Source organism: Heyndrickxia coagulans 36D1 (assembly GCF_000169195.2).
Taxonomy (GTDB): Bacteria; Bacillota; Bacilli; order Bacillales; family Bacillaceae_C; genus Weizmannia; species Weizmannia faecalis.
The window spans coordinates 2,291,232-2,316,577 of record NC_016023.1 but is presented as its reverse complement, the minus strand read 5'-3'; the positions used below and the strand labels follow the sequence as shown (position 1 = coordinate 2,316,577).

The following is a 25,346-nucleotide window of genomic DNA, read 5'->3' as shown; positions in this document are numbered from 1 at the left end:
GCGCATTTTGGATTCATTTACCTCATGTATATTCCGTGCCGAGCAAAATTAGGACAAATTCTCCGGTCTTATCCCACGCACGTCTTCCGGCAAACATGTTATAATGACAAAATCAAAGGGTCTGCCGGTTTAAAAAAATTTTTGGACGGAAATAGTTTAGTGCAGCCTTTTGGAACATATCATGTAAATATCTTTGCAAGGAAGAAAGGAATTGCCAATATGAGGGTTGGAGCCCGCATTGTCAAAACAGGAATTGCCATTACGATTGCGTTGTTTATCGCGCAATTATTAAAAATGCCGTCCCCGGTGTTTGCCGGGATCGCTGCCACTTTTGCGATTAAACCTACGATATACCGGTCTTACCGGTCCATTATCGATCAGGTCCAGGGCAATCTGATCGGCGCTTTGCTCGCGGTCATTTTTGTCATGGCCTTTGGCAACCATTTTTTAGTCGTCGGTCTCGGGTCTGTGTTGATCATCATTTTAATGTTGAAACTGAAGCTCGATGATACGGTCGGCCTCGCGCTTGTAACCATGATTGTCATTATGGAAACGCCAAGTGACAATTTTCTGCAGACGGCCGGCATCCGCTTTGCGACATTGTTTATCGGGATTTTCAGCTCGTTTCTTGTGAATTTGATTTTCCTGCCGCCGAAATACGAGGCCCGGCTGTATGTCCGTCTCACCCATGTGACAGAAGAACTGCTCAAATTCATCCGGATTGCAGCGCGCCAGGAAGCCGATTACCAGCTTTTAAAAGAAGAACTTCCCGACATTAAAGAGCGGGTGTACAAAGTAGAGCAGCTGTACACTTTATTTAAAGAGGAAAAAATCTACGGGAAAAGCAACAGGATCGAGCGGCAGCGGAAAGTGGTGCTGTATAAAGAAATGGTGGCCATTTTGAATTTAAGCTATATTATTTTAAAACGGCTGCACCAGTACAAAGCGGATATTGCCGGGCTGCCAGAAACATTCCGGAGCATGCTGCAGGAACAAATGGAATACCTTGTGAACGAACATGAAAAATTGCTGCTCATGTTTCTCGGAAAAGTCAAAGCCCATGCGCAAAAATGCGATACGGCTGACAAACAGCGGAATGAGCTGATGGACATTTTTCTGCAGAACTTAAAAGATGAGACTTTCCGCGCTGATCTCCAGTCCTATCACGTGATGAACTTGCTGGCGCTGCTTGTGGATTACCAGGAAGAGCTTGAACATCTGGAAAAATTGATCACCGTGTCCCAAACCTATCACCACGAACAATCAGAACTCAATCTTGACGAATTGGAAGACCAATAGGGGACGGCAGGCCAGCCGTCCCCTATTGGATGCACGGCCCTGTTTTCATCCCGAGCCGGTGCGCCTTAGATTTTGCACTTTTAGTAAAGATTTTCCGCTTTTCGAAACGGCCGCTTTATTTGCTGCGCTTTTCACGCCGGGCTTATGGGCCGGTTTTTAGTTGTTTTCTTTGCGGAAAAAAGTCTGGATATTGATTTTTGAGTTTTTTAAGCGGCCCATGATTTCATGGTAATGCTTTGCAACATAGGCGAAGTACAAAACATCAATCGTGAACAGTTGTGCAGCCAGGGATGTGGTTGCCGCGCTTCTCAGCAGGACCGCTTCCCCGCCATGGTGGATCAAAGGCGCATCCACGATACTGGCAAGCGTACTGTCCCGTTTTTGTGTGATGCCCACTGTAAAAAGCCCGTTCTGTTTGGCAATCTGTGTCAGCTTGATAGCTTCATTGGTTTCGCCTGAATTTGAAATCGCCACAAACATACAGTCTTTGGAGGCGTTGATCAAAGAAGAACCGAGCAGATGGTGATCCAGCGTGTGGACCACCGGCTTTCCAATTCTTGAAAACTTATGCGTGAAGTCTTCAGCTGCCACATGGGAGGCGCCAATTCCGTATACGTATATGGCCGGGCTTTTATCCACCATGGCCGTTATCTTTTCAATGCAGCTGGTCTCAAGAAGATTTGCGGTTTGTGTGATCGACTGATTAAACCGCAAAGCCAACTTATCAGCAATCATAGTAATATCTTCATTCGGTGTGATATCCGTATAAATTTCCCGATCCAGCCCCCCGGAGGCATCCGCATACAATCTGATTTTTAATTGTGAAAAGCCGGACAGCCCGATCGACCGGCAAAAACGCACAACGGTGGCCGGGCTGACACCTGCTTTTTTCGCAAGTTCGCTTGTATTGTCATTGACCGTTTCCACAGCATGGCTGAGAATATACTCGCCGAGCTTTTTTTCTGATTTTGACAGACTGGTTAATTTGGATTTAATTTGCAGAATAATATTCTCATCCAATTCCATCACTCACGATCTGCGTCGGTCTCCTTCATCGCATCTTTCGGAATACCGAAGAAATAAGTGGCAACGAAGCCCCCAATATAACCGGCTACCAACCCGGCGATATAACCGAGCCAGCGTCCGTGCGCAATCAACGGAATTAAATCAATCCCGCTTGTGCCGATTGCGATCGCGCCGATATTACCGATGCCCGCGATCACTGCCCCGCCGATGCCGCCGCCGATACACGCGGTAATAAATGGGCGCCCAAGCGGCAAAGTCACACCGTAAATTAACGGTTCGCCAATGCCCATAATGCCAACCGGCAATGCCCCTTTAATCAACTGCACGAGTTTTTTATTTTTCCGGCACCTGATCCACAAAGCAATCGCCGCGCCGACCTGCCCTGCGCCTGCCATTGCAAGGATCGGCAACAGCGGTGTCATCCCTGTCTTATTGATCATTTCAATATGGATCGGGGTGAGGATCTGGTGCAGGCCGAACATGACCATCGGCAGGAAGAAAAGCCCCAGTATAAATCCTGAAAAAGCGCCGCCGACTTTCAACACCCACGTGATCGAGCCAACAAGAGCGCCTGATACCGCGCCTGCAACCGGCATGACGATGAAAATAGTAAAAAGTCCGATAACTAATAATGCAATTGTTGGCGTCACAATGATATCCACAGCATTTGGAACAATTTTATGCAGCCTTTTTTCAACAAGCGCTAAAATCCATACTGCAAAAATAACACCGATGATCCCGCCTTGTAAAGGGGAAAGGGCATCTCCGTTAAAAATATTCGGAAGCGGATTTTTCGGATCCATGCCGGTTAACATCGTCACAGCCCCGATGACCCCGCCAAGGCCCGGTGTCGCCCCGAACTCATTTGCACTATTAATTCCGACATAAATGACCAAATAGAGATACAATCCGTTTTTAATAATGTTTAATGTCGTAATAACGGACACCCAGTTCTGGCTGAGGGCTGAGGAGTCCGCAGCCATGATATTTTGGAAAATGGCAGCAACCCCGCCGATAATCCCGGCGCCGACAAAAGCCGGAATAAGCGGTACAAATATATTGGAAATCGATTTTAAAGCCCTTTTGAAACCGTTGCTTTTATGTTTCGCCTTTTCCCTTGCCTTTACTTCGGCCGCTTTGGCTTCCGCCATTTCGCGGTTTGACCGCCCGGCATCTTTATGGCCTGCTGACTTCGGAAAATTTTCCCCAAGTTTTACACCGGCCTCGTGCACCATGAGGTTGGCGACTTTGTTGACAATGCCGGGGCCAAGCACGACCTGGAGCGTTTCATCCTCCACGACGCCGAGCACGCCGTCAACCGCTTTCAGGCCTTCGATATTGACTTTACTGTAATCCGCTATGGTAAGCCGGACTCTTGTCATGCAATGGATGATCTTTTCGACATTTCCCATGCCGCCGACATTTTCGTAAATTTCCCTTGCCAGTCGTTGTTCTTTCGTTTCGGTCATTTTTTTCATCCCCCGGTTTAAACGATTTTTCTAATAAAACCATTTGCCTGTGCCATTTTCTCCTCTGCCTCTTCCTTGGAAAGATGGGTTAACAACATGACAATAGCCAGCTTCACATTTTTGCCGGCTGCGTAAAAAGCCTGTTCAGCTGCTTCATAGCTGCATCCGGAAGCCTGCATAATAATCGATTTCGATCTCTCCACCAGTTTTGCGTTTGTCGGTTTGACATCCACCATTAAATTTTCGTATACTTTTCCAATTCCAACCATTGCAGCAGTTGAAATCATATTCAATACAAGTTTCTGGGCGGTGCCCGCTTTTAGCCGGGTTGATCCCGTCAACACTTCAGGGCCGGTTTCCACTTCGATCGGAATATCGGCATGCCGGCTGATTTCAGCATTTTTATTGCAGGAAAGCGATGCCGTCACAGCTCCGGCTTTTTTCGCGTAGTCCAGCGCGCCAATCACATACGGTGTTCTGCCGCTTGCCGCAATGCCGATGACTGTATCCTTTTCTGATAAATGGATGTGCCTTAAATCTTCTTCCCCCATCTCTTTCGAATCCTCCGCCCCTTCAACGGCAACGGTCATGGCCGCAGTGCCGCCTGCAATCAGCCCCTGCACCATGGACGGGTCCGCACTGAATGTCGGCACGCATTCGACAGCATCGAGAACGCCGAGCCGCCCGCTTGTGCCTGCTCCGCAATAGATCAAACGTCCACCTTGGTTAAAAGAACGGATAACGGCTTTTACCACTTTTTCGATTTGTGCTAGTTCCTTCCCTACACGGATTGGAACCGTTTGGTCTTCCTCGTTCATCAATTGCAAAATTTCCTTTGTGGACAACGTATCGAGATTCATTGTCTTTTCGTTGCGCTGTTCTGTGGCGAGTTTTTCTAAGTCCATTCGTTTTCACCTTCATTGTCCGTCATTTTAAACTGTGTACCCGAACCAATAAAATCAAGGAGCGGCAAGTCGCGGCCGGCAATCTGCCCGATGACGTTTACTTTCGCATCGGCAGGCAGGTTCCGCTTTGTGATTTGCAATTCCCCTTTGTATCTTGCGTACAGGTTGTTGTCGAGCGTAATACTGCCTTTGTTGCGGGGAATGTTGTTTTCGGGCCCGATATCGTCCTTTTGGTTGCATGTTCTCGACTGCTCGCTGCGGATCGCGTCCCTTGCCACATCCATCCGGTTCCGGTGGTTTTTAAAAATATACGGGCGCCATTTCGGATCTGCAGCCGTTGCATGAAGCAGTATGGTATCATGGCAAAAAAATTCCCCGATCTGGCTGCGGGATTGCGGCGTTAACCCCGGATCCCCGATATAAGCATGGTCAACCGCATAATCCCTTAACAGCGAGCAGATGGCTGCCAGCGGATTTTGATGGCGGTGGATTTCTAATGTCGGCAGGGATTCGTATAAAGGAAATCGTAGCTTTCCATCGCCGGGCGCAAATGCCGTAATGCTGAATCCTTTGCTTTTCAGCCATTTGTTTTTTTCGTAAAACCAATTTTCATCCAGTCCGGTTCCGGGCCTCGGATAATAATTATGCCAGGCCTCAAGCCGTCTGAAATTAGCGCCGTGCTGTTTCAGCTGCTCATAATCCTGTTCCGTTAATGTGCTGGCGTTTAATCCGACCGTCATCGTGTTCGACAGGCGGGCAACCTGTTCCCAGCTGACACCGGCATCGATGCGCAGGCCATTGATACCGCTTTCAATAATGCGTGCAGGATCATCAATGGACAGTCCGATATGGTGGAGCACGTTTCCAGAGATGTCGATCATGACTTTCATCCCGTTCCGTTTTGCAGCCTCCAAGAGCGGAGCAAGCCTTTTCCGATATTGGGACGGGTCATCTTCCGGTAGCTGTAAGGATGTAAATATCCCTTCCATTCCAATTGCTGCCATTCGGTGAATGCAGGCTTCCTTCTCTTCTGACCAGTCTTCATTCAAGTATATTGAAAATCCAAGCAATCATGCATCCCTCCTTTGATACTATTATATACACTTTGAAACAATATTTCAACATATTTTTATTATTATATTTATAAAAGAAATTTTGTTTCATTTCCTGACAAAAAAACGGAGGCCCCGCGTTTTTAAACGGGATCTCCTCCATTTTTTGCCGACGAGCGAGCGCCCTCCGCTTTTCTAATCATCCAGTTGTTGGATTTGGAATAGGTTGTAATAGAGCCCTTGTTTTGCCATTAATTGTTCGTGGGTGCCGGTTTCTTTGATCTCTCCGTTTTCAATTAAGACAATGCGGTCTGCGTGGGTAATGGTGGACAGCCTGTGGGCAACGATCAAGGTCGTCCTGTTGCGCGCCAGTTTTTCAATGGCTTCCTGAATCAAATGCTCGCTTTCTAAATCAAGCGCGGATGTCGCTTCGTCAAGAATGAGAATCGGCGGGTTTTTCAAAAATACACGCGCAATCGCAATCCGCTGCTTCTGCCCCCCAGACAATTTAACACCCCGCTCGCCCACCGTTGTTTCATATCCGTCGGCAAGATTCATAATAAACTCATGGGCGTTCGCTGCTTTTGCCGCCTGTACGACTTCCTCGTCCGTCGCCTGCGGATTGCCGAGCAAAATATTGGATTTCACCGACTCGCTAAACAAAATATTGTCCTGCAGCACCATCCCGATTTTATCGCGCAGGCTTCGCACTTTAAACGTGCGGATATCCTGGCCGTCCAGATAAACGGCCCCTTTTGTCACATCATAAAACCGGGGGATGAGGCTCACAAGGGAAGACTTACCTCCCCCGCTCATCCCGACAAAGGCAACCGTCTCCCCTGCCCTGATCTCAAGATTGATATTTTTCAGCACCGGCTCTTTTTCATCATCATACCGAAATTCGACACCATCAAACCGGATATTGCCGCGTACATTCCTGCACTCCACCGCGTCCGGCCGGTCATCAATATCATATTTTTCATCCAGCAGTTCAAACACCCGGTCCATTGAAGCGAACGCCTGCGTCAGCGTCGTGCCGGAATTGACGAGCCTTCTGAGCGGACTGTACAAATTATCAATATAAGCGATAAACGCCGCGAGCGTACCGACAGTAAGGCTGCCTTTAATCACGAGATAGCCGGATACAAAAATAATGAAAAGCGGCGCGATATCGGTAATGGTATTCACAACCGCAAACGATTTAGCTGTCCAGCTTGTGTGTGCCAATGCTTTTTCCAGAAAATTGTGGTTATGCTTGTCAAACTGCTTCTGCTCATGGTCTTCAATGGCAAAACTTTTAATAACAGCCATGCCTTGCACCCGCTCATGGAGATAGCCCTGCACCTCTGCGAGCGCTTGCGACCGTTTCCTCGTCAAAAAACGCAAATTGCCAAAAAAATATTTGACCGAAAAAATATAAAACGGAAAAACGGCGAGTGAAATTAAAGTCAGCCGGGCATCCATCATAAACATCATGACAATCGCAATCAGAACCGTTGTCATATCGAGCCAGACGTTCATCAGCCCCGTAATAACAAAATCTTTCGTCTGCTCGACATCATTCATCACCCGGGAAATGACTTCCCCTCCGCGCGTGTTGGCATAAAACCGGAAACTCAATTTTTGAAGATGGGTAAAAAAGCGGTCGCGGATATCATACAATATTTTACTTGCCGTCCACTGCGCAAAATATTGCCGGTAATATTCAACGGGTGGCCGGACGATAACAAAAATGGCAAGCATAAAAGACATCACCCAAACAAGCTTATGCAGCTTCTCGTCCGGTGAAAGCCCGTGGTTGCCGATAATATCATCGATCACATATTTAATCAAAAGCGGGATTAAAAGCGGGATCGTAAACTTGATGATCCCGATGATGATCGTCGCAACGATTTGAAACCAATACGGCTTTACAAATTTCATGTATCTTTTCACACTACCCATGCGATGAACCTCCTAAAGCAAACAAAACGTACCATTTATTTCCCTTATTTTTCAAATTTACGCATACAAAAAACCTGTTGGCGTTCAACAGGCGGTTTGCTTAACGCAAATAGGTCAGGTAGCGTTCGTACCAAATATCAATAAAATCGGGGCTGAACGGTCCCTTCCGCTGCCGGATCCAGTGAATGAGAATGTCCACGTTTCGCTTTAAAATATGGTCGATGACATCGGGATAGCCCATTTTTTTGCGATGGTATTCATATTCATCCTCATCCAGCAAAGTAAACGTCATATCCGGATAGACTTTGATGTCGAGATCATAATCAATATATTTTAACGCTTCACTGTCGTAAACAAACGGCGACCCCAAGTTACAATAGTAGTAGACGCCGTCTTCACGGATCATGCCGATAATATTGAACCAGTGGTCGGCATGAAAGTAGCAAATTGCAGGTTCTCTCGTAATCCATGTCCTGCCATCCGATTCGGTTACCAAAGTCCGGTCGTTTCCCCCGATCACCAGGCTTTTTGTGCCCTTCAAAACGGTTGTTTCTTCCCATATCCGGTGAATATGGCCGTTATGCTTATAGCTTTGAATTTGGATTTTATCACCTTCTGCCGGGATTCCCATCATCTCATGCCCACTTTCATGATTGTTTATATGTAAACCTGTGCCCACTACGTGCCGGAATAAAACTTATGTAATCAATCGATCTGTTTTCTATCTATTATAACGGTTTCTGAACGCGATTAAAACTAAACAATCCTATTTGAAATAGGATTGTTTATGTGCAAATTTTTGAACTGTGGTAAACTCGGATCAGTTCAACCGTCTGCGATTCAAAAACTTTTTCAATTTCCTGCAATTCTTTATTCATCCGGCCGATTTCATCAAGGATATCTTCCGCCATTGTTTCTTCCTGCAACTTCAATAGTTCGCTTTTCACTTCGTTGCATCTCTCCATTTCCGATTGCAAAAACAGCAGCCTATCCATCGTGTCCATTTGCTGTGCGACAAGCCGATTAAATTCTTCCATCAAAGTTTTTTACCCCCTAAAGGATGAATTGAACTTTTCATTTACACATATTCTCGATGGGAGGGCAAAATCCTTTGACTTCTTTTGTCGAACACCGCAGCCATAAAAAGAAAAAAGAGGCCCCCGTTCGGGAAACCTCTTTCTATCGGTTATTGCTGGCCGAATTGTCCAGCGTTTTGCGATTTTTTCGCTTCAGCTTTTTGGTTTTGTTTTCTTACTTCCTGTGCGTTCGTTTCGCTTGCAAATTCAGAACCGAAAGAACCTTGGCCGGAAGCAGACTTCGCGTTTTGCTTTCTTACTTCCTGCGCATTCGTTTCGCTGGCAAATTCAGAACCAAAATTTCCTTTGGCAGCCTTTTTGAAGTTGTTGTTGTTTGCCATCGTTATCACCTCCACGGGTATTAATGTAACCAGAGGTGCAACGATTTATCCTTATCATAAAAACTGGAAAATAAAGGAACTCAAGATTGGCGTACTCAACTTAAAAGAAGCGAGCGGCCGCCGTCCACGATTATCGTTTGGCCGCGGATCATAAATGCCTCATCCGAAATTAAAAAGCGTACGGCGTTCACCATATCCTCGACCTCGACCATTCTTCCTGCCGGCGTATGTTTCCGCGCGTCTTCCAGCAGTACTTCGCGGTTCGGGAAAGACTTGAGCGCATCCGTATTGAGGACCCCGCCCGAAACTGCATTCACGCAAATACTCGGCGCCAGCTCAACTGCCAAATAGCGGGTTAAAGCTTCAAGCGCTGCTTTCGACACACCGACCGCCGTATAATTTTCGATATAGCGGATCGAACCGAGCGAACTGAGGCTCACAATTTTCCCCCCGCCGTTTTCTTCCATGAGTTTAGCGGCTTCCTGTGCACAAAACAGGAGTGCCCTGCTGTTAATATTCATCGTCCAGTCCCAATGGCGATCTTCCAGCTCCATTGCTGGGCGTTCGACACCTGAAGCGGCATTATTGACAAGCACATCCAGCCTGCCGTATGTATCCCGGATTTGTGCGAACATTTCTTTTATTTTTTTCACGTCCCCGACATTTGCTTTAATCAGAAGCGCTTTTTGCCCCATTTTTTCAATTTCCGCGGCCACTTCTTCGGCTTTGGACCGGCTGCGCGCATAATTGATGACCAGATCATAGCCGTCCTTTGCAAGATCAAGCGCAATCGCCCGGCCCAGCCCCTTGCTTGACCCGGTTACAAGTGCCACCTTATTTGCCAATGATTCCACCTTCTCTGTTTTCTTATGATTTTTTGCAATGCTCTCCCTTTTTCAAAAAGCCGTCGTAACATTCCTGCTCTTTAACACCCGAGCCTAAAACGGCCGGAATGCGATATTTTTTACGCCTCAGTTTACAGAAACGGCGACTGTTCCTTGTTCCTGTATCCGCATCTCAGAACTGATTCAAATACCGCGGTCATGCGCACGCCTGCCTAAAAGCCCGGTTTACGGCGGCTGTCCCTTGTTCCGGAACCGGTTCAGATTGCGCGACGCTCCGCAAGCTTATCTTTGGAACCGGTTCAGCCTGTCATAAAATGATGTTAAAAATGTATAAAGGGCTTTTTCTGAAGCCGCCATTTCCCTTTTTTTCGGGATCATCACACCGACCGGGCGCATCAGTTCCATATCGCTGATTTCCGCTTTTACGATTTCTTCAGACAGATTAAATAATAGCGCAGGCTCAGGCAGAATTGCAACACCCGTTCCGCTTGCAACAAGGCCTTTAATCGTTTCCATGTCCTCGCCTTCAAATGCAATCGCAGGTTCAAAACCAGACTTCCGGCAGGCGGCGAAAAGAATTTCACGAATCGAAAAACCTTCCCGGAATGTAATGAAGCGTTCGTTTTTCAGCTGAGCGAGCCGGATCATTTTCTGCCCGGAAAGCGGGTGATCGCGGCGGAAAAGCAACATGAGTTTTTCCATATATAAAATTTCCCCGCTTACGGCAGGATGGTCATCCGGCACAGGAGAAGCAAGCGCCAGTTCAAGTTCGCCATTTTCAATCAACCGGATCAAATAGCTGGGCGTCCCTTGCACAAACTGGTACTCGAGGCCGGGATGTTTTTCGCGAAACTGTGCCAACAGGGAAGAAAACGTCTGGACCGATAACCCGGTTGAAAAACCGAGGCGGACCGTGCCGTTATCCGGATCGAGAAATTCATGCATTCTTTGCTTCGCTTTATCAATTTCGAGCACAACTTTTTCAGCGTGTTCCAAAAAAACTTTTCCGATCGGCGTCAGCCTGACATTTCTTCCTTCACGCCAAAAAAGGGAAACGCCAAGCTCAGCTTCCAAAAGAGAAATTTGCCGGCTGATGGCGGATTGGGCGACATGCAGCTCATCTGCAGCATGCGTCACATGCTCCCTTTTTGCGACTTCAATAAAATAAATCAGCTGTCTTAACTCCATCCGAATCACACCATTCTCAATTTGAGATTAATTTCATCTTAACTATATATTGTAAGAAAGAATCACAAGAGGGTAAAATTTAAAATAATCTTACTTTTCGGACTCGACCTGATGATGGAAGGAATGTGAAGCAATGAATAATCAACATTATGGACTTTACCGACCTGAATTTGAACATGATGCATGCGGCATCGGCTTTTACGCGGACATCAAGGGCCGCGCGTCTCATAAGATCATCACCACTGCTTTGGAAATGCTGAGAAGGCTGGACCACCGCGCCGGTAAAAATGCCGACGGGACAACGAGCGACGGCGCCGGTATTTCGATGCAAATCCCGCACGCGTTTTTTGAGGCCGTATGCTCCTTCACCCTTCCAAAAAAAGGGGAGTATGCAGTGGGAATGCTTTTTCTGCCGCATGATCCGGATGCTGCGGAGGAAATCCTGAATGAATTCCGCATCCAGGCTGCATCACTCGGCCTTTCAGTACCCGGTGTCCGTGAAGTTCCGGTAAACCCGGAAGTTCTTGGGCGCCAGGCGGAAGAATCGCGGCCGCACATCGTTCAGATTTTCGTTTCTTCTTCAAACGATAACACGGAAGAAGCAGTTTTTCAAAGAAAGATCTATATATTGCGGAAACTGGTTGAGAACAAATTCGGTTCCTCTTTTTATGCCGCCAGTTTTTCGAACCGGACAATTGTATATAAAGGCATGCTTTCGGCAGAACAGCTCCCTCTGTTCTACATTGATCTGCAAGACGAACGGTTTCAATCGGCCCTGGCGCTGATCCACTCGCGGTTCAGCACCAATACGTTCCCGAGCTGGGAGCGGGCCCACCCGAACCGGATGATCGCCCATAACGGGGAGATCAACACCATCAAAGGGAACGTCAACTGGTTCAATGCAAAAATCGAATTGTTTGCAAACGAACTGGGCCTTGACACATTGAAAAAAATCCAGCCTGTGATCAACGCAAACGGTTCGGATTCGGCGATTTTTGACAATGTCCTTGAATTTTTAACGACAAACGGCATCTCCCTTCCGCACGCGATCATGATGATGGTGCCGGAGCCATGGGAAGACAACGAAGACCTGCCGCCTTACTTAAAATCATTTTATGAATACCATAGCCAGATTATGGAACCGTGGGACGGACCGATGGCGCTCGAGTTTACGAACGGAAAGCAGATCGGGGCGGTGCTTGACAGAAACGGCTTGCGCCCGGCCCGTTACTACATTACCCATGATGATAAAATCATTTTTGCCTCCGAAGTCGGCGTCGTCGATGTGGAACCGGAAAACGTCAAAGAACGGCGCCATTTAAAACCGGGTCAGCTTTTGTTCGTGGATCTTGAAAAAGGTGCCCTTATCCCAAGTGATGAACTAAAAGCACAGGTCAGCCTTGAAAAACCGTACGCCGAGCATCTCGAAGATTCAGTGATAGACCTGGAAGAAAGCCATTTTATCCCGGCTGCATCCAGTCTTGAAAAAAATGAATTGGCTTATCGGCAGACATTATTCGGCTACACTTATGAAGAATGCACAAAGTCCATCGTGCCAATGGCGCAGGAAAAGAATGAACCGATCGGGGCAATGGGCGTCGATACACCGATTGCAGTTTTATCGGAGCGCCCGCAGCTTTTGTTCCATTATTTCAAACAAAGCTTCTCGCAGGTCACGAACCCCCCGATTGATTCCATTCGCGAATCATACGTTATATCTACGGTTACCTGGCTCGGCCCGCAAGTATCGCTTGACGGTCATGACGATACCGCCCATAAAAAAATCCGGCTAGAACACCCGTTTTTAAGCACGGACAAATTTAACGCCATTTTAAACCAGGGAATGAAAACCGCTTTTCTTCCCGCGTACTATTCGCCGGATATCACCCTTGAAGAGGCGCTGGAACAATTGCTCAAGGAAGCGGACGAAAAAATCGGGGAAGGTGCGGAAATTTTAATCCTTTCCGACCGTGCGCAAGGGCATCGTGCCGTGCCGATTCCTTCCCTGCTTGCCGTATCCGCCCTGCACCAGCATATGATCCGCCTGGGCACAAGGCCGAAAGCAAGCATCGTGCTGGATTCAGGGGAACCGCGGGATTCTCATCATATGGCCGCTCTTTTAGGTTACGGTGCCGATGCGGTACACCCGTATCTCGCGCTTGAAACGATTCAAAATTTAATCGACGAAGGGCATATTGATTTGCCGTATAAAAAAGCAAGTGAAAACTATTTAAGCACACTAAAGAAAAGCGTCGTCAAAATCATGTCGAAAGTCGGGATTACGACGATGCAAAGCTATCGCGGGGCGCAAACTTTTGAAGCGCTCGGCATTGCAGAAAGCGTCTGCGACCGCTATTTTACCGGTACCGTCTCGCAGCTTGGCGGGATCGGGCTCGCAGAAATCGGCCAAGAATCATTGAAACGTTATGAAAAAGCACAGGAGTTGCTTTTCCAGCACAACAAAGCGCTTGATCCGGGAAGCGAGCTGCAATGGCGGAAAGACGGCGAGTACCATTTGTTCAACCCGCAAATGATGTACACTTTGCAGCAGGCAGCCAGAACGAACAACAAGGAACTGTACCGCAAATTTTCGGAAACGTACCACCACGGGCCATACGCCACGATCCGGAGCTTGCTGGCAATTGAGAGCAACCGGAAACCTGTCCCGCTTGATGAAGTGGAACCGGTCGAATCGATTTGGAAAAGGTTTAAAACCGGCGCGATGTCGTACGGGGCATTAAGCAAAGAAGCGCACGAAGCACTCGCGATTGCGATGAACCGCATCGGCGGAAAAAGCAACAGCGGCGAGGGCGGCGAAGAAAAAGAACGTTACACGCCTGATGCAAACGGAGATTCAAGACGGAGCGCCATTAAACAGGTGGCATCCGGCCGTTTCGGTGTCACCAGCCTGTATTTAACAGATGCGGATGAAATCCAGATTAAAATGGCCCAAGGTGCGAAACCGGGCGAAGGCGGCCAGCTTCCAGGCTCGAAAGTTTATCCGTGGATTGCCGAAGTTCGTGGCTCCACTCCGGGCGTCGGTTTAATCTCGCCTCCTCCGCACCATGACATTTATTCGATTGAAGACCTGGCGCAGCTGATTTACGATTTGAAAAGCGCCAACCCGCGCGCCCGCATTTCGGTGAAACTGGTGGCAAAGTCAGGCGTCGGGACAATCGCGGCCGGTGTCGCAAAAGGCCTGGCCGACACGATATTAATCAGCGGCCATGACGGCGGCACCGGGGCGAGCCCGCAAACGAGCATCAAACATGCCGGCATGCCGTGGGAACTCGGCCTTGCGGAAACCCATCAGACGCTGACGTTGAACGGCTTGCGTAACCGTGTTGTCCTTGAAACAGACGGGAAACTGATGACCGGCCGGGATGTCGTCATCGCCGCCTGTCTCGGCGCCGAAGAATTCGGATTTTCCACTGCGCCACTTGTTGTGCTTGGCTGTATCATGATGCGTGCCTGTCATCTTGATACTTGCCCGGTCGGCGTGGCCACCCAAAATCCGAAGCTGCGCGCCAAATTCATGGGCAAACCGGAATATGTTGTTAACTATATGCGGTTCATCGCAGAAGAAGTCCGCGAAATCTTGGCTGAATGCGGCTACCGCAGCCTCGATGAACTTGTCGGCGAAACAGGTTTGCTAAAAGTGAAAGATGAGGTTAAAAACCATTGGAAAGCAAAACAGCTTCATTTCGATAAATTATTGTTTAAAGCGGATGAAACACCGTTTGCTGTGCAAGGCAAAACAGTTCAAAACCATAAACTGGAAGAACGCTTTGACAGCCGTGAATTGAACCATTTATCCGTATCCGTCCGAAACAGGCAGCAAACAGCGGTCACCTTGTCTGTACGCAATACGGACCGGGCAATCGGCACCACTTTGGGCCATATCATTACAAAAACATACGGTGACGAAGGACTGCCGGAAGATTTTATCCACATTCATCTGCACGGTTCAGCAGGGCAAAGCCTCGGCGCCTTTATCCCGAAAGGCCTGACACTGAACCTTGAAGGAGATGCCAATGACTACGTTGGAAAAGGATTATCGGGCGGAAAAATTGTTGTGAAGCCGGGTGCCGGATGGATCCGGGACGAAGAACAGGCCATCATCGGAAACATCGCCTTTTTCGGGGCCACATCGGGTGAAGCGTATATTCGCGGAACGGCCGGCCAGCGTTTCTGTGTTCGTAACAGCGGCGTACATGCCGTTGTCGAAGGCATCGGAGACCACGGCTGCGAATATATGACCGGCGGACGCGTTGCCGTGCTCGGTTCGATCGGCAAAAACTTTGCGGCCGGGATGTCCGGCGGGATTGCCTACATTTATACCGGCGCAATGGGCGAAGATGAAGTTTTGGCGCGGATTAACCAGGAACTTGTCAGCATTGAAGGTGTTGATGCTGATGAAGATATGCGCGAACTTTATCATATGATCCAGAAACATTATCAATACACCGGCAGCCCTGTTGCCAAACGGATTTTGAAAAATTGGGAACTGTCCCTGCATCAGTTTGTCAAGATTGTTCCACGCGAATACAAAGCGATGATGGAACTCATCCAGTACTTCCTGGATCAGCAAATGCCGCTTGATGAAGCCAGGCTTGCCGCTTTTGAATATAAAAAATCCGGAAAGCACCTGCCGGAAATTGAAAAGGAAAAAGCTTTTCCGACAGAAGTAAAGTAAACGGGTAAATCCATCCGGGCGCTTCCGGATGGATTTACAGGATTGTATGTGGGATAGATCGATCCACTTTTCCGTAAAGAAAACGGACACCTATTAGGCTTCCGGCAACAACCGGATAAGAAGCACAAGGATGCATCCCACGCAAGACGGAAATTTTTCCGGAAACAAACCGGATTGTACGGAACCGGGCCATTTGTTTATCCAAACCAGAAACCTGAAATTGTACGACATCTATATCCCTCCGGCAGCGGCCGGGTGATTTGTGAGGAGTGTGAGACATGCGCGGAACGACAGATTTTATTGAACAGAAACGCGAAAAACCGAAAGAACTGGATGCCGCAAAGCGGGTGGCTACTTGGAAAGAATACGTGCAGGCTTTCCCGGAAGCAAAATTGAGGACACAGGCATCCCGCTGCATGGAGTGCGGCACCCCCTTCTGCCAGATGGGAGAACTGATCGGCAGGCAAACGAGCGGTTGCCCTTTATATAATTTAATTCCGGAATGGAACACCCTTGCTGCCCAGGGAAAATGGGAAGAGGCCTACCAGCGTCTCCTTTTAACCAATAATTTCCCTGAATTTACATCACGCGCCTGCCCGGCACCATGTGAAGGCTCGTGCACAGCCGGGCTGGTCAGTGAACCTGTCACCATTAAAAGCATTGAAAGAGCCATCATCGACCGTGCCTGGGAAGAAGGCTGGATCAAACCGAGAATACCGCTGAAACGAAACGGCTTAAAAGCAGCCGTTGTCGGAAGCGGGCCCGCCGGATTGACGGCAGCAGACGATTTAAACCAGGCGGGATACGATGTGACCGTCTTTGAAAAAGAAGACCGTTTTGGCGGGCTGCTCATGTACGGCATTCCGAATATGAAAATTGAAAAACAGTATGTAGAGCGCAGAGTAGACCTGTTGCAGGCAGAAGGGATCACGTTCAAAGCCAATACCGAAATTGGTAAAGACATCACGCTTGATGAACTCGAGTCTGCGTTTGACGCCGTCCTGCTTTGCATCGGTGCAGAAAAACAACGTGACATGGACATCCCGGGGCGCGATTTAAAAGGCATCTACCCGGCGATGGAATATTTGAAAGCCAATACGAAACACCTGCTTGACCATGGGGAAAACGGCGAACCGCAAATTTCAGCAAAAGGAAAAAAAGTGATTGTCATTGGTGGCGGCGATACCGGCGCGGACTGTGTGGCAACCGCGATCCGACAAGGGTGCAAGAGCGTTGTACAGTTCGGAAAGCACGGAGAACTGCCGAAAGAACGCCCGGAACACGAACCATGGCCGGTGAACCCTTCCCTATTCACATTAGATTATGCATATGAAGAATCATTTAAAGTGTTCGGGGAAGATCCGCGGCAATACTATATCCAAACCACAGCATTTCACGGCAATGAGAACGGCGAAGTAACAGGGCTTGTCACCGTGCCGTTTTCGGATCCTCGAGGAGCGGAACAGCAAGTATGGGAAGCAGATCTTGTGCTCATCGCCATCGGATTCCAGGGTGTCGATGATTCCAAGTCAGCTGGCATCGAACTTCAAAACGGGCTGATTCAAACCTTACCTGGAAGTTTCCAGACAAATCGGGAAGGCATTTTTGCCGCCGGCGATGCGAAACGCGGCGCAAGCCTGATTGTCTGGGCCATGCAGGAAGGCAAAAAAGCAGCAAAAGAAATAGACCTGTATCTCTCTCAAAAAGACAAAGCGACCTGCCAGCCGTCTGCATAAAAAACGGCCCAAAGCTTTTTGAAAAAGCTTTGGGCTTTTTTGCGTTGCACGATGCCTTTATGGCTTGCGGTTCGCCCTTTTTTATCATGGTGAAGGTGGCACTTCATAAATCCGGTTTAATATGAACACTCATTGGGAGTAGCTGTGGCGCTTGGGCAACATTCTAATAAGACCATCTATGATTAAAATAGCCCCCCATATAACAAATATTAAGTTAAATTGCGGACTTTTATAAATTTGAAGCCAGTCATAAATCGGGCTTAGCGCGGATACAGCCCATTTTCCATAATCATTCAAGTTGAAAATATTTTTTGACGCGGAAACATTGTCAAAGATAAAGAAAACAAGCTGTGCAACGACAAATATCAAAAGATGAATATACCAACCGTACCGTTTTTTGGCTGCTTTCGCATGCCCATTTTTAACTGCTTTCGCCATTCTGCTTTCCCCTCCTTCTTTCCCCTTTAAACTATCAAAATTCTTTTTTTCGGTAGATGATCACCGAGGTAGCGTATGAGAGAATGAATAAAAAATGGATACCAATAAGAAACTTAAAGAAAAAATCTCCTCAACTCCCTTCATTTCCCCTATAAACACTTTCATTAAAAAGGATATGAAAAAGAACATTACAAAGGAGAAACCCATACTCCCCATTGTAATCATATCTGATTTTTCTATTCCAAATATATATGTCAGTGGATATACTAAAGAGGCAGCACAAAACATCATTCCCATACCCCGTAATCCAATGTTAAAAAAATCATCCATAACGGTTGGTGAGATAAAAATACTTGCACAATAAAATAAAGCGAAAGTTAATAACAAACTCGTGAACAATAAAAGCAAGAATGTGATAAACTTACTTTGAATAATTTTGCTTTTTTTCAACGGAAGCGTGATTTCAAATTTATTCCAACCCGACATACTATCCTGTTTTAATACTTCAAATGCATTCATGGGTATAATTAAAAATGGTAATAATACAGCGATCTTCAACGCCGTGGGATTTCCACTTATAATAAGCAGAATGATAACTGCTGTAGATATAAGCAATGAAAATTTGACGCTTTTATCTATAGAATATAAATTATTTAAAATGAGCCCTTTCATAATTTTCTCCTTTCATTAATAATAAGGTAATATCATCAATGGAAAAATTCTTTTTATGAAATTTTGCAGGCAGCTCATTTTTATTTGAAACAAGCACATCCACATAATCTGTTTGGTTTTTATATGCAATAATGCCATTTAAACGCAAGTCATTTAACTCATTCTCTTTACATTGTATGATCGCATAGTTATTTAAAAGGTCATTCTTACTTGTTTTTAACACAATTTCACCTTTTTTTATGAAAACCAGGGTATCCGCAACCTTTTCAATATCACTGGTGATATGGGATGATAACAAAATAGCACCTTTCTGATCTCTTACAAATTTTAGCAGTGCTTCTAATACATCTTCCCTTCCTACAGGATCTAGCCCTGATGTCGCCTCGTCTAATATTAATAATCTCGCACCATGTGAAAGAGCAACAGCGATCGAGAGCTTCATGGCCATCCCCCGAGAAAAACTATTTATTTTTTGCTTTTTAGGCAGCGAAAAAAGTTCAATATAATTAAAATATTCTTGGTTATCCCAATTATGATAAAGATAGCGAAATACTTTCGATAACTTTATCACATCCAAATTACCGGAAAAATTCATGGCATCATACACTACGCCAATGTGATTGTTGATTTCTTTTTTGGCTTCAGCTATTCTCTCTCCAAAAATTTTTATGCTTCCGCTATCGATATGTAACGTTTGCAGGATTGCCCCCATTGTGGATGTTTTCCCCGCGCCATTTTCACCAATAAATCCTGTAATGGATCCATAGGGTACGGAGAAAGATATGTTCTTTAAAGCGAAGCGGGACTTGGAGAATGACTTGCACAACCCTTCAATTTCTAAAGCATATTCCAAAGTAAACCCTCCTCAAATCACAAAAAACTCGCTATTTTTTCCAATAATCATTATAGAAACAATTCTTCATATTTTCCAGCAAGCCTTTCATCATTATTTATTGATAATGCAAAAATTGAGATTATTGTGATGATCATCTATGTTGTAGCATACAGCAGAGGTAAAATGATGATGACCGCCTGTAACCGGCCAAAAAAACGAATAAATTTTCTTCCTCTGAGAGAACGATCTCTATCCGTACCATTACCTGCCTTGCTCTTAAAAGAAACCATTTTTATTCCTGCCGATGAAAATATAAGAGCTGCCGGTGTAATCCAGCAGCCCTTTCTGTTATGACTCGCCGCGGCGGCCGGATGCGTGCATGCGTTCTTGCGGGTGCGTGTTGGTTGTGCCGTCCGCGCGTTTCGAAGCATATTCAGCTTTTGCCCGCGGTTTGCCTTCATATACATTGTCATGATGGTACGGGAAACCTTTTTCTTTATTCCGCATGTTAACGCCCTCCTTAACAAAATAACCGGTGGGGAATGGCCCCCGCACCGGTTATTTTGCGCGTTTTCAGATGTAAAATCCGATCCTTATCTTGGTACAACATCAAGTTTTTTCTTTAGCTTTTTCTTATTAAAAATCCATCCGGTGTAAGAACCGGTTATTTCCAGATCTTCATTCAATTTCACAACAGCAACAAACGGATAATGCCCGTTTTTCCGGTAGCGGAGGTCGGTAAAACGGACCTCCCAGCCGTTATCAAGTTCTTTGACCTGCCAGTTATAGACAGGGGAAAAACTTAAGAAAGCTGACAAATTTTTATCCTGCTTTGCCGCTTCAATAATTTCATTTTCCGGTACCGGAAGCCGTTTGAATTTGTCCAGAATGGTGACCGCCGACTTAAATGCGGATGCAACATAGTAGGCATCTTTCGTTCTTACGGCAATCTTCCATTGGTGAAAACGGACAGTCGGGGAAATAATGATATTTTCCGCATCCGGAATCCTGGCCAGGACGGCTTTTTTTACATCGTGACGTGCCGCGAATCTGGCGATATAATATAAAAATATGAAGATGTACATGGCCAGGAAAGTTGGCCCCGGTTGTGCCCCGAACAGCCAGGCGGCAATGCCGATCACATGGATGGTGAAAATGAACGGGTCAAATGTATTGATCACGCCGAGCGCGACCCATTTATATGAGAACGGCCGCAATGCCTGTGTCCCGTACGCATTAAAGATATCGACGAACACATGCAAAAAAACAGCCAAAAAAGACCAAAGCCATAAATGAAGCGCATCCGTTCCAGGGAAAAAGATGCTGAGCACAGCTGTAATGGCAAGCGGCCACAGCAAGACGGCGGGAACAGAATGTGTAATGCCGCGGTGGTTGCGAATATAAACCGCATTATTTTTAAATTTAAGCAAAGTATCGATGTCTGGTGCCTGTGAACCTAAAACCGTGGCAATGAGAACGCTGTGAAAATGAACCGCATCTTGTGCGACCACAGGGTCCAACGTTGCCAAACCTCCAAGTGCAAATCCCATAACAACATGGGTTCCTGTATCCAATCTTATTCCTCCTAAAAATGGTTCTGGCTCCTTATTAAAGCGCTTATTTCTTTCATATGCCTTCATCATATGGTAAATTAAAAAGAATTGCAATAGACAGAAGCGGTCAATTCAGGATTTCCTGATTGTATTTTTCCCGTTTATAAAATGTATAGCAATCATTTGGGGGAGTTAAACATTGAAAAATTTGCCAATCGACGACTTTGATATAAAATCTTTTCAAGATGATCTGATTTCCTGGTTTGAAAGGGAACAGCGGAAACTTCCGTGGCGGGAGGACCGTGACCCGTATAAAATTTGGGTATCGGAAATCATGCTGCAACAGACAAGGGTGGACACCGTCATCCCCTATTTCCGGCGTTTTATGGAAAAATTCCCGACAATTGAAGCGCTGGCGGATGCCAGTGAAGATGAAGTGCTAAAAGCGTGGGAAGGACTCGGCTACTATTCGCGCGTCCGGAATTTGCACGCTGCTGTAAAAGAAGTGGAGGAACATTACGGCGGCACGGTTCCGGACACGCCGGAGGAGGTATCGAAGCTAAAAGGCGTAGGGCCATATACGGCCGGTGCGATTTTAAGCATTGCATACGGCCTGCCGGAACCGGCTGTGGACGGCAATGTGATGCGGGTGCTGGCAAGAATTTTATCCATATGGGAAGACATTGCAAAGCCTTCTGCAAGAAAGGTTTTTGAAGAAGTCGTCCGCAAGCTGATTTCCCGGGAGAATCCGTCTTTTTTTAATCAGGCTTTAATGGAACTCGGGGCGCTCGTTTGCACACCAAAATCGCCGTCATGCCTGCTTTGCCCGGTCCGGGAGCATTGCCGGGCGTTTAGAGAGGGAACCATTGATGAGCTGCCTGTGAAATCAAAAGGGAAAAAGCAGAAACAGATCCGGCTTCAGGCAGCCGTTTTGGAAGATGAAGACGGGCGCATTTTGATCCATAAGCGTCCGGATAAAGGGCTGCTTGCAAATATGTGGGAATTTGTACAAGTGGAAGAAAGCACCGTTTTGCCGGCCAGGCAGGTGCTGAAGGACTATCTTGGAGATGTTTTTAAAATTGAAGCAGCGCTTGAAACCGAACATTTTACGGAAATACGCCATGTTTTCACCCATTTAATTTGGGATATCCGGGTATACCGCGGGAAAATTATAAATCAGGTGCAGGAAACGAATGAATTAAAATGCGTGCCTCCTGATGAGATTGAAACGTTCGCATTTCCTGTCCCCCATCAAAAAATTTGGAAAGCCTTCCGGGAACAGGCAAAAAGTGAAAAGGTGAAGGACATTAAAGGATAGGCTTCGTTTCAAAATGTCTTTCATCACCAGGATGAAAGACAAAAGGGGGCGGACCGCGGGATGAAATGTCTTTCATAAGGGGGATGAAGGACAAAAGGAGACGCACCCCAAGCTGAAATGTCTTTCATAAACAGGATGAAGGACAAAAGGAGACGCACCCCAAGCTGAAATGTCTTTCATAAACAGGATGAAGGACAAAAAGGGGCGAACTGCAAGCTGAAATGTCCTTCATAAACGGGATGAAAGACAAAAGGAGGCGATCCGCGGGATGAAATGTCCTTCATAACTGGGATGAAGGACAAAAGGGAACGAACCGCGGGATGAAATGTCCTTCATAAACGGGATGAAGGACAAAAAGGGGCGAACTGCAAGCTGAAATGTCCTTCATAAACAGGATGAAGGACAAAAGGGGACGATCCGCGGGATGAAATGTCTTTCATAACAGGGATGAAGGACAAAAGGAGACGCACCCCAAGCTGAAATGTCCTTCATAAACACGATGAAGGACAAAAGGGGACGATCCGCGGGATGAAATGTCTTTCATAACAGGGATGAAGGACAAAAGGAGACGCACCCCAAGCTGAAATGTCCTTCATAAACACGATGAAGGACAAATGGAGACGATCCGCGGAATGAAATGTCTTTCATAAACAGGATGAAAGACAAAAGGAGGCGAATCCATTGTCTTTTTGAACCTCAGTAAAAGACATTTCAACATGGGACGGGCATGCTTTTGTCTTTTTGCGCCTTTGTAAAAGACATTTCAACCAGCATCGTGCACCCTTTTGTCCTTTTAAACCTCTATAAAAGACATTTCGACCGGCATCGTGCACCCTTTTGTCCTTTTGAACCTCTGTAAAAGACATTTCAACCGGCCACATGCACCCTTTTGTCCTTTTGCGCCCCTCTAAAAGACATTTCAACCGGCAACGTGCCCTCTTTTGTCCTTTTGAGCCTTTGTAAAAGACATTTCAACCGGCAACGTGCACCCTTTTGTCCTTTTGAACCTCTGTAAAAGACATTTCAACCGGCCACATGCACCCTTTTGTCCTTTTGCGCCATTGTAAAAGACATTTCGACCGGCATCGTGCACCCTTTTGTCCTTTTGTGCCCCTATAAAAAAGACATTTCGACCGGCATCGTGCACCCTTTTGTCCTTTTGAACCCTTGTAAAAGACATTTCAACCGGCAACGTGTCCCCTTTTGTCCTTTTGCGCCATTGTAAAAGACATTTCGACCGGCCACGTGTCCCCTTTTGTCCTTTTGCGCCCCTCTAAAAGACATTTCAACCAGCTTCGTGCACCCTTTTGTCCTTTTGTGCCCCTATAAAAGACATTTCGACCGGCATCGTGCACCCTTTTGTCCTTTTGAACCCTTGTAAAAGACATTTCAACCGGCAACGTGTCCCCTTTTGTCCTTTTGCGCCATTGTAAAAGACATTTCGACCGGCCACGTGTCCCCTTTTGTCCTTTTGCGCCCCTCTAAAAGACATTTCAACCAGCTTCGTGCACCCTTTTGTCCTTTTGAACCTCTATAAAAGACATTTCAACCGGCCACATGCCCCCTTTTGTCCTTTTGAACCCTTGTAAAAGACATTTCAACCGGCAACGTGTCCCCTTTTGTCCTTTTGCACCTTTGTAAAAGACATTTCAACCAGCATCGTGCACCACTTTTGTCCTTTTGAGCCCTATAAAAGACATTCCGACTGGCAACGTGCACCCCTTTTGAACCCCTATAAAAAACATGTCAACCCGCGACAAATCCGTCCTAACTTTCATTCAATCCACCGGTTTCAGCATCGAAATCGGGAGGGCTTCGATCGGTTTGCCCCCGCTAACCCGGTAACCCCAGGCAAAGACGCCGTCAATATAATCAATTTTAAAATAGACGCCGGGGTCTCCTTCAATTTCATAAATTTCCCCTTTTTGAAAAGAAGCCGGGTCCAGCAAATACGACTTTGCCATCGCAATTTTCCGCTCAAGCACGGCAAACTCATTCACAATACCAAGTTGTTCGGCCTTGCGCGCTTTTTCCGTCAATTGTGCAATTTCCTGCTTTAACTCATACTCGCTCATTTCACTGTATCTTTTTTCCATCTCCATCCTCCTCTTCTCGCAAGTAGCGGTCTATTAAATCAACCGGGAACCCTTTCCGGTATAAAAACTGCTTCATTTTTTGCCTGTATGCATATCCCGAAAGTCTACCGTATTTGCGCTTTGCTTTTTCAGCGTGCTGAAGAAGGGCTTCCCACTCCGCTTCTTCATCCTTTTCAATATGAAGCGCCGCCATCGCAGCGGAAATCACTTCAGGTGGATAACCTTTTACGACAAGCCCCTGCTCCACTTTTTGCTTTAAAAGCTTCTCTGACAACCGGGCATGCTGCCTGGACAGTTTTTCCGCAAGGGCAAGGGCGTGTTCCACTTGCTGATCCGCATCAAAAATTTCAAGCGCCTTTTTCACAAGCTCTGGTGCAATGCCTTTTTGCTGGAGTTCCCTTCTAATGACAACAGGCCCTTTATGTGTTGTATTCATTTGTGTTCGTACAAAACTTGCGGCAAATTCCGCATCATCCAAATACTGCAATTCATAAAGCTTTGATATGACACTCCGGATGACTTCCGGCGCAAATTCCTTTTTTATCAAATCATCACGTACTTCTTTTTCCGACCGCATCCGGTAGGAAAGAAAATGGATAGCGGTGTTGACGCCTTTCCGGATATCATCTTCGGCAAGGATTGCTTCAATATCAAGCTCATCCAATTCTTTCCCCTTTAAAAGCTGGTACCGTGCCAGCACTTCTTCATCAACACTGAATCGGTACTGGCCGTCAAGAAAAATATTGTATCGTTCTTTATTATTTTTTTGAACTGAGATTTTTGTAATGACCGGCACATGCATACCTCCCTTGTCTATTTTACCATTGAAAGTGTAGAAAGCGGTATGACCGGGAACA

General features: G+C 46.6%; 21 protein-coding genes. 4 read left to right on the top strand and 17 right to left on the bottom strand.

The window, feature by feature from the left end; genetic code table 11:
* Positions 1-219: 219 nt before the first annotated feature.
* Positions 220-1,299, top strand: coding sequence for an aromatic acid exporter family protein (locus BCOA_RS28005; RefSeq protein ID WP_014097378.1), 1,080 nt, complete (start codon positions 220-222; stop codon positions 1,297-1,299).
* Between the two features lie 156 nt (positions 1,300-1,455).
* Here the strand turns inward: BCOA_RS28005 and BCOA_RS28000 are convergent, their stop codons facing one another.
* The 10 genes from BCOA_RS28000 to BCOA_RS27955 all read right to left on the bottom strand — a co-directional run bounded on the left by BCOA_RS28000 (position 1,456) and on the right by BCOA_RS27955 (position 11,145).
* Complete coding sequence (locus tag BCOA_RS28000) at positions 1,456-2,325, bottom strand: MurR/RpiR family transcriptional regulator (protein WP_014097377.1); 870 nt, start codon at positions 2,323-2,325, stop codon at positions 1,456-1,458.
* A complete protein-coding gene (locus tag BCOA_RS27995; protein WP_014097376.1) occupies positions 2,325-3,794 on the bottom strand; it encodes a PTS transporter subunit EIIC in 1,470 nt (489 codons plus the stop codon). The genes BCOA_RS28000 and BCOA_RS27995 overlap by 1 nt, the downstream gene beginning before the upstream one ends.
* A gap of 17 nt (positions 3,795-3,811) precedes the next feature.
* Positions 3,812-4,699: an N-acetylmuramic acid 6-phosphate etherase gene (gene murQ, locus BCOA_RS27990; protein WP_014097375.1), complete on the bottom strand. Its 888-nt coding sequence runs from the start codon at positions 4,697-4,699 to the stop codon at positions 3,812-3,814.
* Positions 4,690-5,769 (bottom strand): DUF871 domain-containing protein, encoded by a 1,080-nt coding sequence (locus BCOA_RS27985; protein ID WP_014097374.1) that lies wholly within the window; start codon positions 5,767-5,769, stop codon positions 4,690-4,692. Before BCOA_RS27985 ends, murQ begins: the two co-directional genes overlap by 10 nt.
* A gap of 177 nt (positions 5,770-5,946) precedes the next feature.
* Positions 5,947-7,695 (bottom strand): ABC transporter ATP-binding protein, encoded by a 1,749-nt coding sequence (locus tag BCOA_RS27980; protein ID WP_014097373.1) that lies wholly within the window; start codon positions 7,693-7,695, stop codon positions 5,947-5,949.
* Positions 7,696-7,795: 100 nt separating this feature from the next.
* Positions 7,796-8,326, bottom strand: a complete 531-nt coding sequence (gene ntdP / locus BCOA_RS27975) for a nucleoside tri-diphosphate phosphatase (protein WP_014097372.1) — start codon at positions 8,324-8,326, stop codon at positions 7,796-7,798.
* Between the two features lie 154 nt (positions 8,327-8,480).
* The gene (locus BCOA_RS27970) at positions 8,481-8,735 is read right to left on the bottom strand and encodes a YgaB family protein (protein ID WP_014097371.1); all 255 of its coding nucleotides are present in this window, start codon (positions 8,733-8,735) and stop codon (positions 8,481-8,483) included.
* A 146-nt stretch (positions 8,736-8,881) separates the two neighbouring features.
* Positions 8,882-9,112 carry a gamma-type small acid-soluble spore protein gene (locus tag BCOA_RS27965; protein WP_014097370.1) on the bottom strand — a complete coding sequence of 77 codons (231 nt, stop codon included), beginning with the start codon at positions 9,110-9,112 and terminating at the stop codon, positions 8,882-8,884.
* A 95-nt stretch (positions 9,113-9,207) separates the two neighbouring features.
* Positions 9,208-9,957: an enoyl-[acyl-carrier-protein] reductase FabL gene (gene fabL / locus BCOA_RS27960; RefSeq protein WP_014097369.1), complete on the bottom strand. Its 750-nt coding sequence runs from the start codon at positions 9,955-9,957 to the stop codon at positions 9,208-9,210.
* A 282-nt stretch (positions 9,958-10,239) separates the two neighbouring features.
* A complete protein-coding gene (locus BCOA_RS27955; protein ID WP_205421990.1) occupies positions 10,240-11,145 on the bottom strand; it encodes a LysR family transcriptional regulator in 906 nt (301 codons plus the stop codon).
* A 133-nt stretch (positions 11,146-11,278) separates the two neighbouring features.
* Between BCOA_RS27955 and gltB the strand changes: the two genes are divergently transcribed.
* Both gltB and BCOA_RS27945 read left to right on the top strand, forming a co-directional pair.
* Complete coding sequence (gene gltB / locus BCOA_RS27950) at positions 11,279-15,841, top strand: glutamate synthase large subunit (protein WP_014097367.1); 4,563 nt, start codon at positions 11,279-11,281, stop codon at positions 15,839-15,841.
* Positions 15,842-16,119: 278 nt separating this feature from the next.
* A complete protein-coding gene (locus BCOA_RS27945) occupies positions 16,120-17,577 on the top strand; it encodes a glutamate synthase subunit beta (protein ID WP_014097366.1) in 1,458 nt (485 codons plus the stop codon).
* 129 nt (positions 17,578-17,706) lie between these two features.
* Here BCOA_RS27945 and BCOA_RS27940 read toward each other — a convergent pair whose 3' ends face one another.
* From BCOA_RS27940 to BCOA_RS27920, 5 genes are all read right to left on the bottom strand, one after another.
* Positions 17,707-18,015 carry a YfzA family protein gene (locus BCOA_RS27940; RefSeq protein ID WP_014097365.1) on the bottom strand — a complete coding sequence of 103 codons (309 nt, stop codon included), beginning with the start codon at positions 18,013-18,015 and terminating at the stop codon, positions 17,707-17,709.
* 60 nt (positions 18,016-18,075) lie between these two features.
* The gene (locus BCOA_RS27935) at positions 18,076-18,687 is read right to left on the bottom strand and encodes an ABC-2 transporter permease (protein ID WP_014097364.1); all 612 of its coding nucleotides are present in this window, start codon (positions 18,685-18,687) and stop codon (positions 18,076-18,078) included.
* A complete protein-coding gene (locus tag BCOA_RS27930) occupies positions 18,665-19,540 on the bottom strand; it encodes an ABC transporter ATP-binding protein (RefSeq protein ID WP_014097363.1) in 876 nt (291 codons plus the stop codon). Before BCOA_RS27930 ends, BCOA_RS27935 begins: the two co-directional genes overlap by 23 nt.
* Positions 19,541-19,870: 330 nt before the next feature.
* Entirely contained in the window at positions 19,871-20,029 is a 159-nt protein-coding gene (locus BCOA_RS27925; RefSeq protein WP_014097362.1) for a small, acid-soluble spore protein K, read from the bottom strand.
* An 86-nt stretch (positions 20,030-20,115) separates the two neighbouring features.
* The gene (locus tag BCOA_RS27920; protein ID WP_014097361.1) at positions 20,116-21,096 is read right to left on the bottom strand and encodes a metal-dependent hydrolase; all 981 of its coding nucleotides are present in this window, start codon (positions 21,094-21,096) and stop codon (positions 20,116-20,118) included.
* Positions 21,097-21,274: 178 nt separating this feature from the next.
* Here BCOA_RS27920 and mutY point away from each other — a divergent pair, with 178 nt between their 5' ends.
* Complete coding sequence (gene mutY, locus BCOA_RS27915; protein WP_014097360.1) at positions 21,275-22,393, top strand: A/G-specific adenine glycosylase; 1,119 nt, start codon at positions 21,275-21,277, stop codon at positions 22,391-22,393.
* A 1,778-nt stretch (positions 22,394-24,171) separates the two neighbouring features.
* On the opposite strand, the gene BCOA_RS27895 is transcribed toward mutY, so the two are convergent.
* Complete coding sequence (locus BCOA_RS27895; RefSeq protein ID WP_014097359.1) at positions 24,172-24,489, bottom strand: YfhH family protein; 318 nt, start codon at positions 24,487-24,489, stop codon at positions 24,172-24,174.
* Positions 24,470-25,285: a recombination regulator RecX gene (gene recX / locus BCOA_RS27890; RefSeq protein WP_014097358.1), complete on the bottom strand. Its 816-nt coding sequence runs from the start codon at positions 25,283-25,285 to the stop codon at positions 24,470-24,472. The genes BCOA_RS27895 and recX overlap by 20 nt, the downstream gene beginning before the upstream one ends.
* Positions 25,286-25,346 lie beyond the last annotated feature (61 nt).

Coding starts and splice junctions, on each gene's coding strand:
- BCOA_RS28005 (WP_014097378.1), top strand. CDS start 220: ATGAGGGTTGGAGCCCGCATTGTCAAAACAGGAATTGCCATTACGATT.
- BCOA_RS28000 (WP_014097377.1), bottom strand. CDS start 2,325: ATGGAATTGGATGAGAATATTATTCTGCAAATTAAATCCAAATTAACC.
- BCOA_RS27995 (WP_014097376.1), bottom strand. CDS start 3,794: ATGACCGAAACGAAAGAACAACGACTGGCAAGGGAAATTTACGAAAAT.
- murQ (WP_014097375.1), bottom strand. CDS start 4,699: ATGGACTTAGAAAAACTCGCCACAGAACAGCGCAACGAAAAGACAATG.
- BCOA_RS27980 (WP_014097373.1), bottom strand. CDS start 7,695: ATGGGTAGTGTGAAAAGATACATGAAATTTGTAAAGCCGTATTGGTTT.
- ntdP (WP_014097372.1), bottom strand. CDS start 8,326: ATGGGAATCCCGGCAGAAGGTGATAAAATCCAAATTCAAAGCTATAAG.
- BCOA_RS27965 (WP_014097370.1), bottom strand. CDS start 9,112: ATGGCAAACAACAACAACTTCAAAAAGGCTGCCAAAGGAAATTTTGGT.
- BCOA_RS27955 (WP_205421990.1), bottom strand. CDS start 11,145: ATGGAGTTAAGACAGCTGATTTATTTTATTGAAGTCGCAAAAAGGGAG.
- gltB (WP_014097367.1), top strand. CDS start 11,279: ATGAATAATCAACATTATGGACTTTACCGACCTGAATTTGAACATGAT.
- BCOA_RS27945 (WP_014097366.1), top strand. CDS start 16,120: ATGCGCGGAACGACAGATTTTATTGAACAGAAACGCGAAAAACCGAAA.
- BCOA_RS27940 (WP_014097365.1), bottom strand. CDS start 18,015: ATGGCGAAAGCAGTTAAAAATGGGCATGCGAAAGCAGCCAAAAAACGG.
- BCOA_RS27935 (WP_014097364.1), bottom strand. CDS start 18,687: ATGAAAGGGCTCATTTTAAATAATTTATATTCTATAGATAAAAGCGTC.
- BCOA_RS27925 (WP_014097362.1), bottom strand. CDS start 20,029: ATGCGGAATAAAGAAAAAGGTTTCCCGTACCATCATGACAATGTATAT.
- BCOA_RS27895 (WP_014097359.1), bottom strand. CDS start 24,489: ATGGAAAAAAGATACAGTGAAATGAGCGAGTATGAGTTAAAGCAGGAA.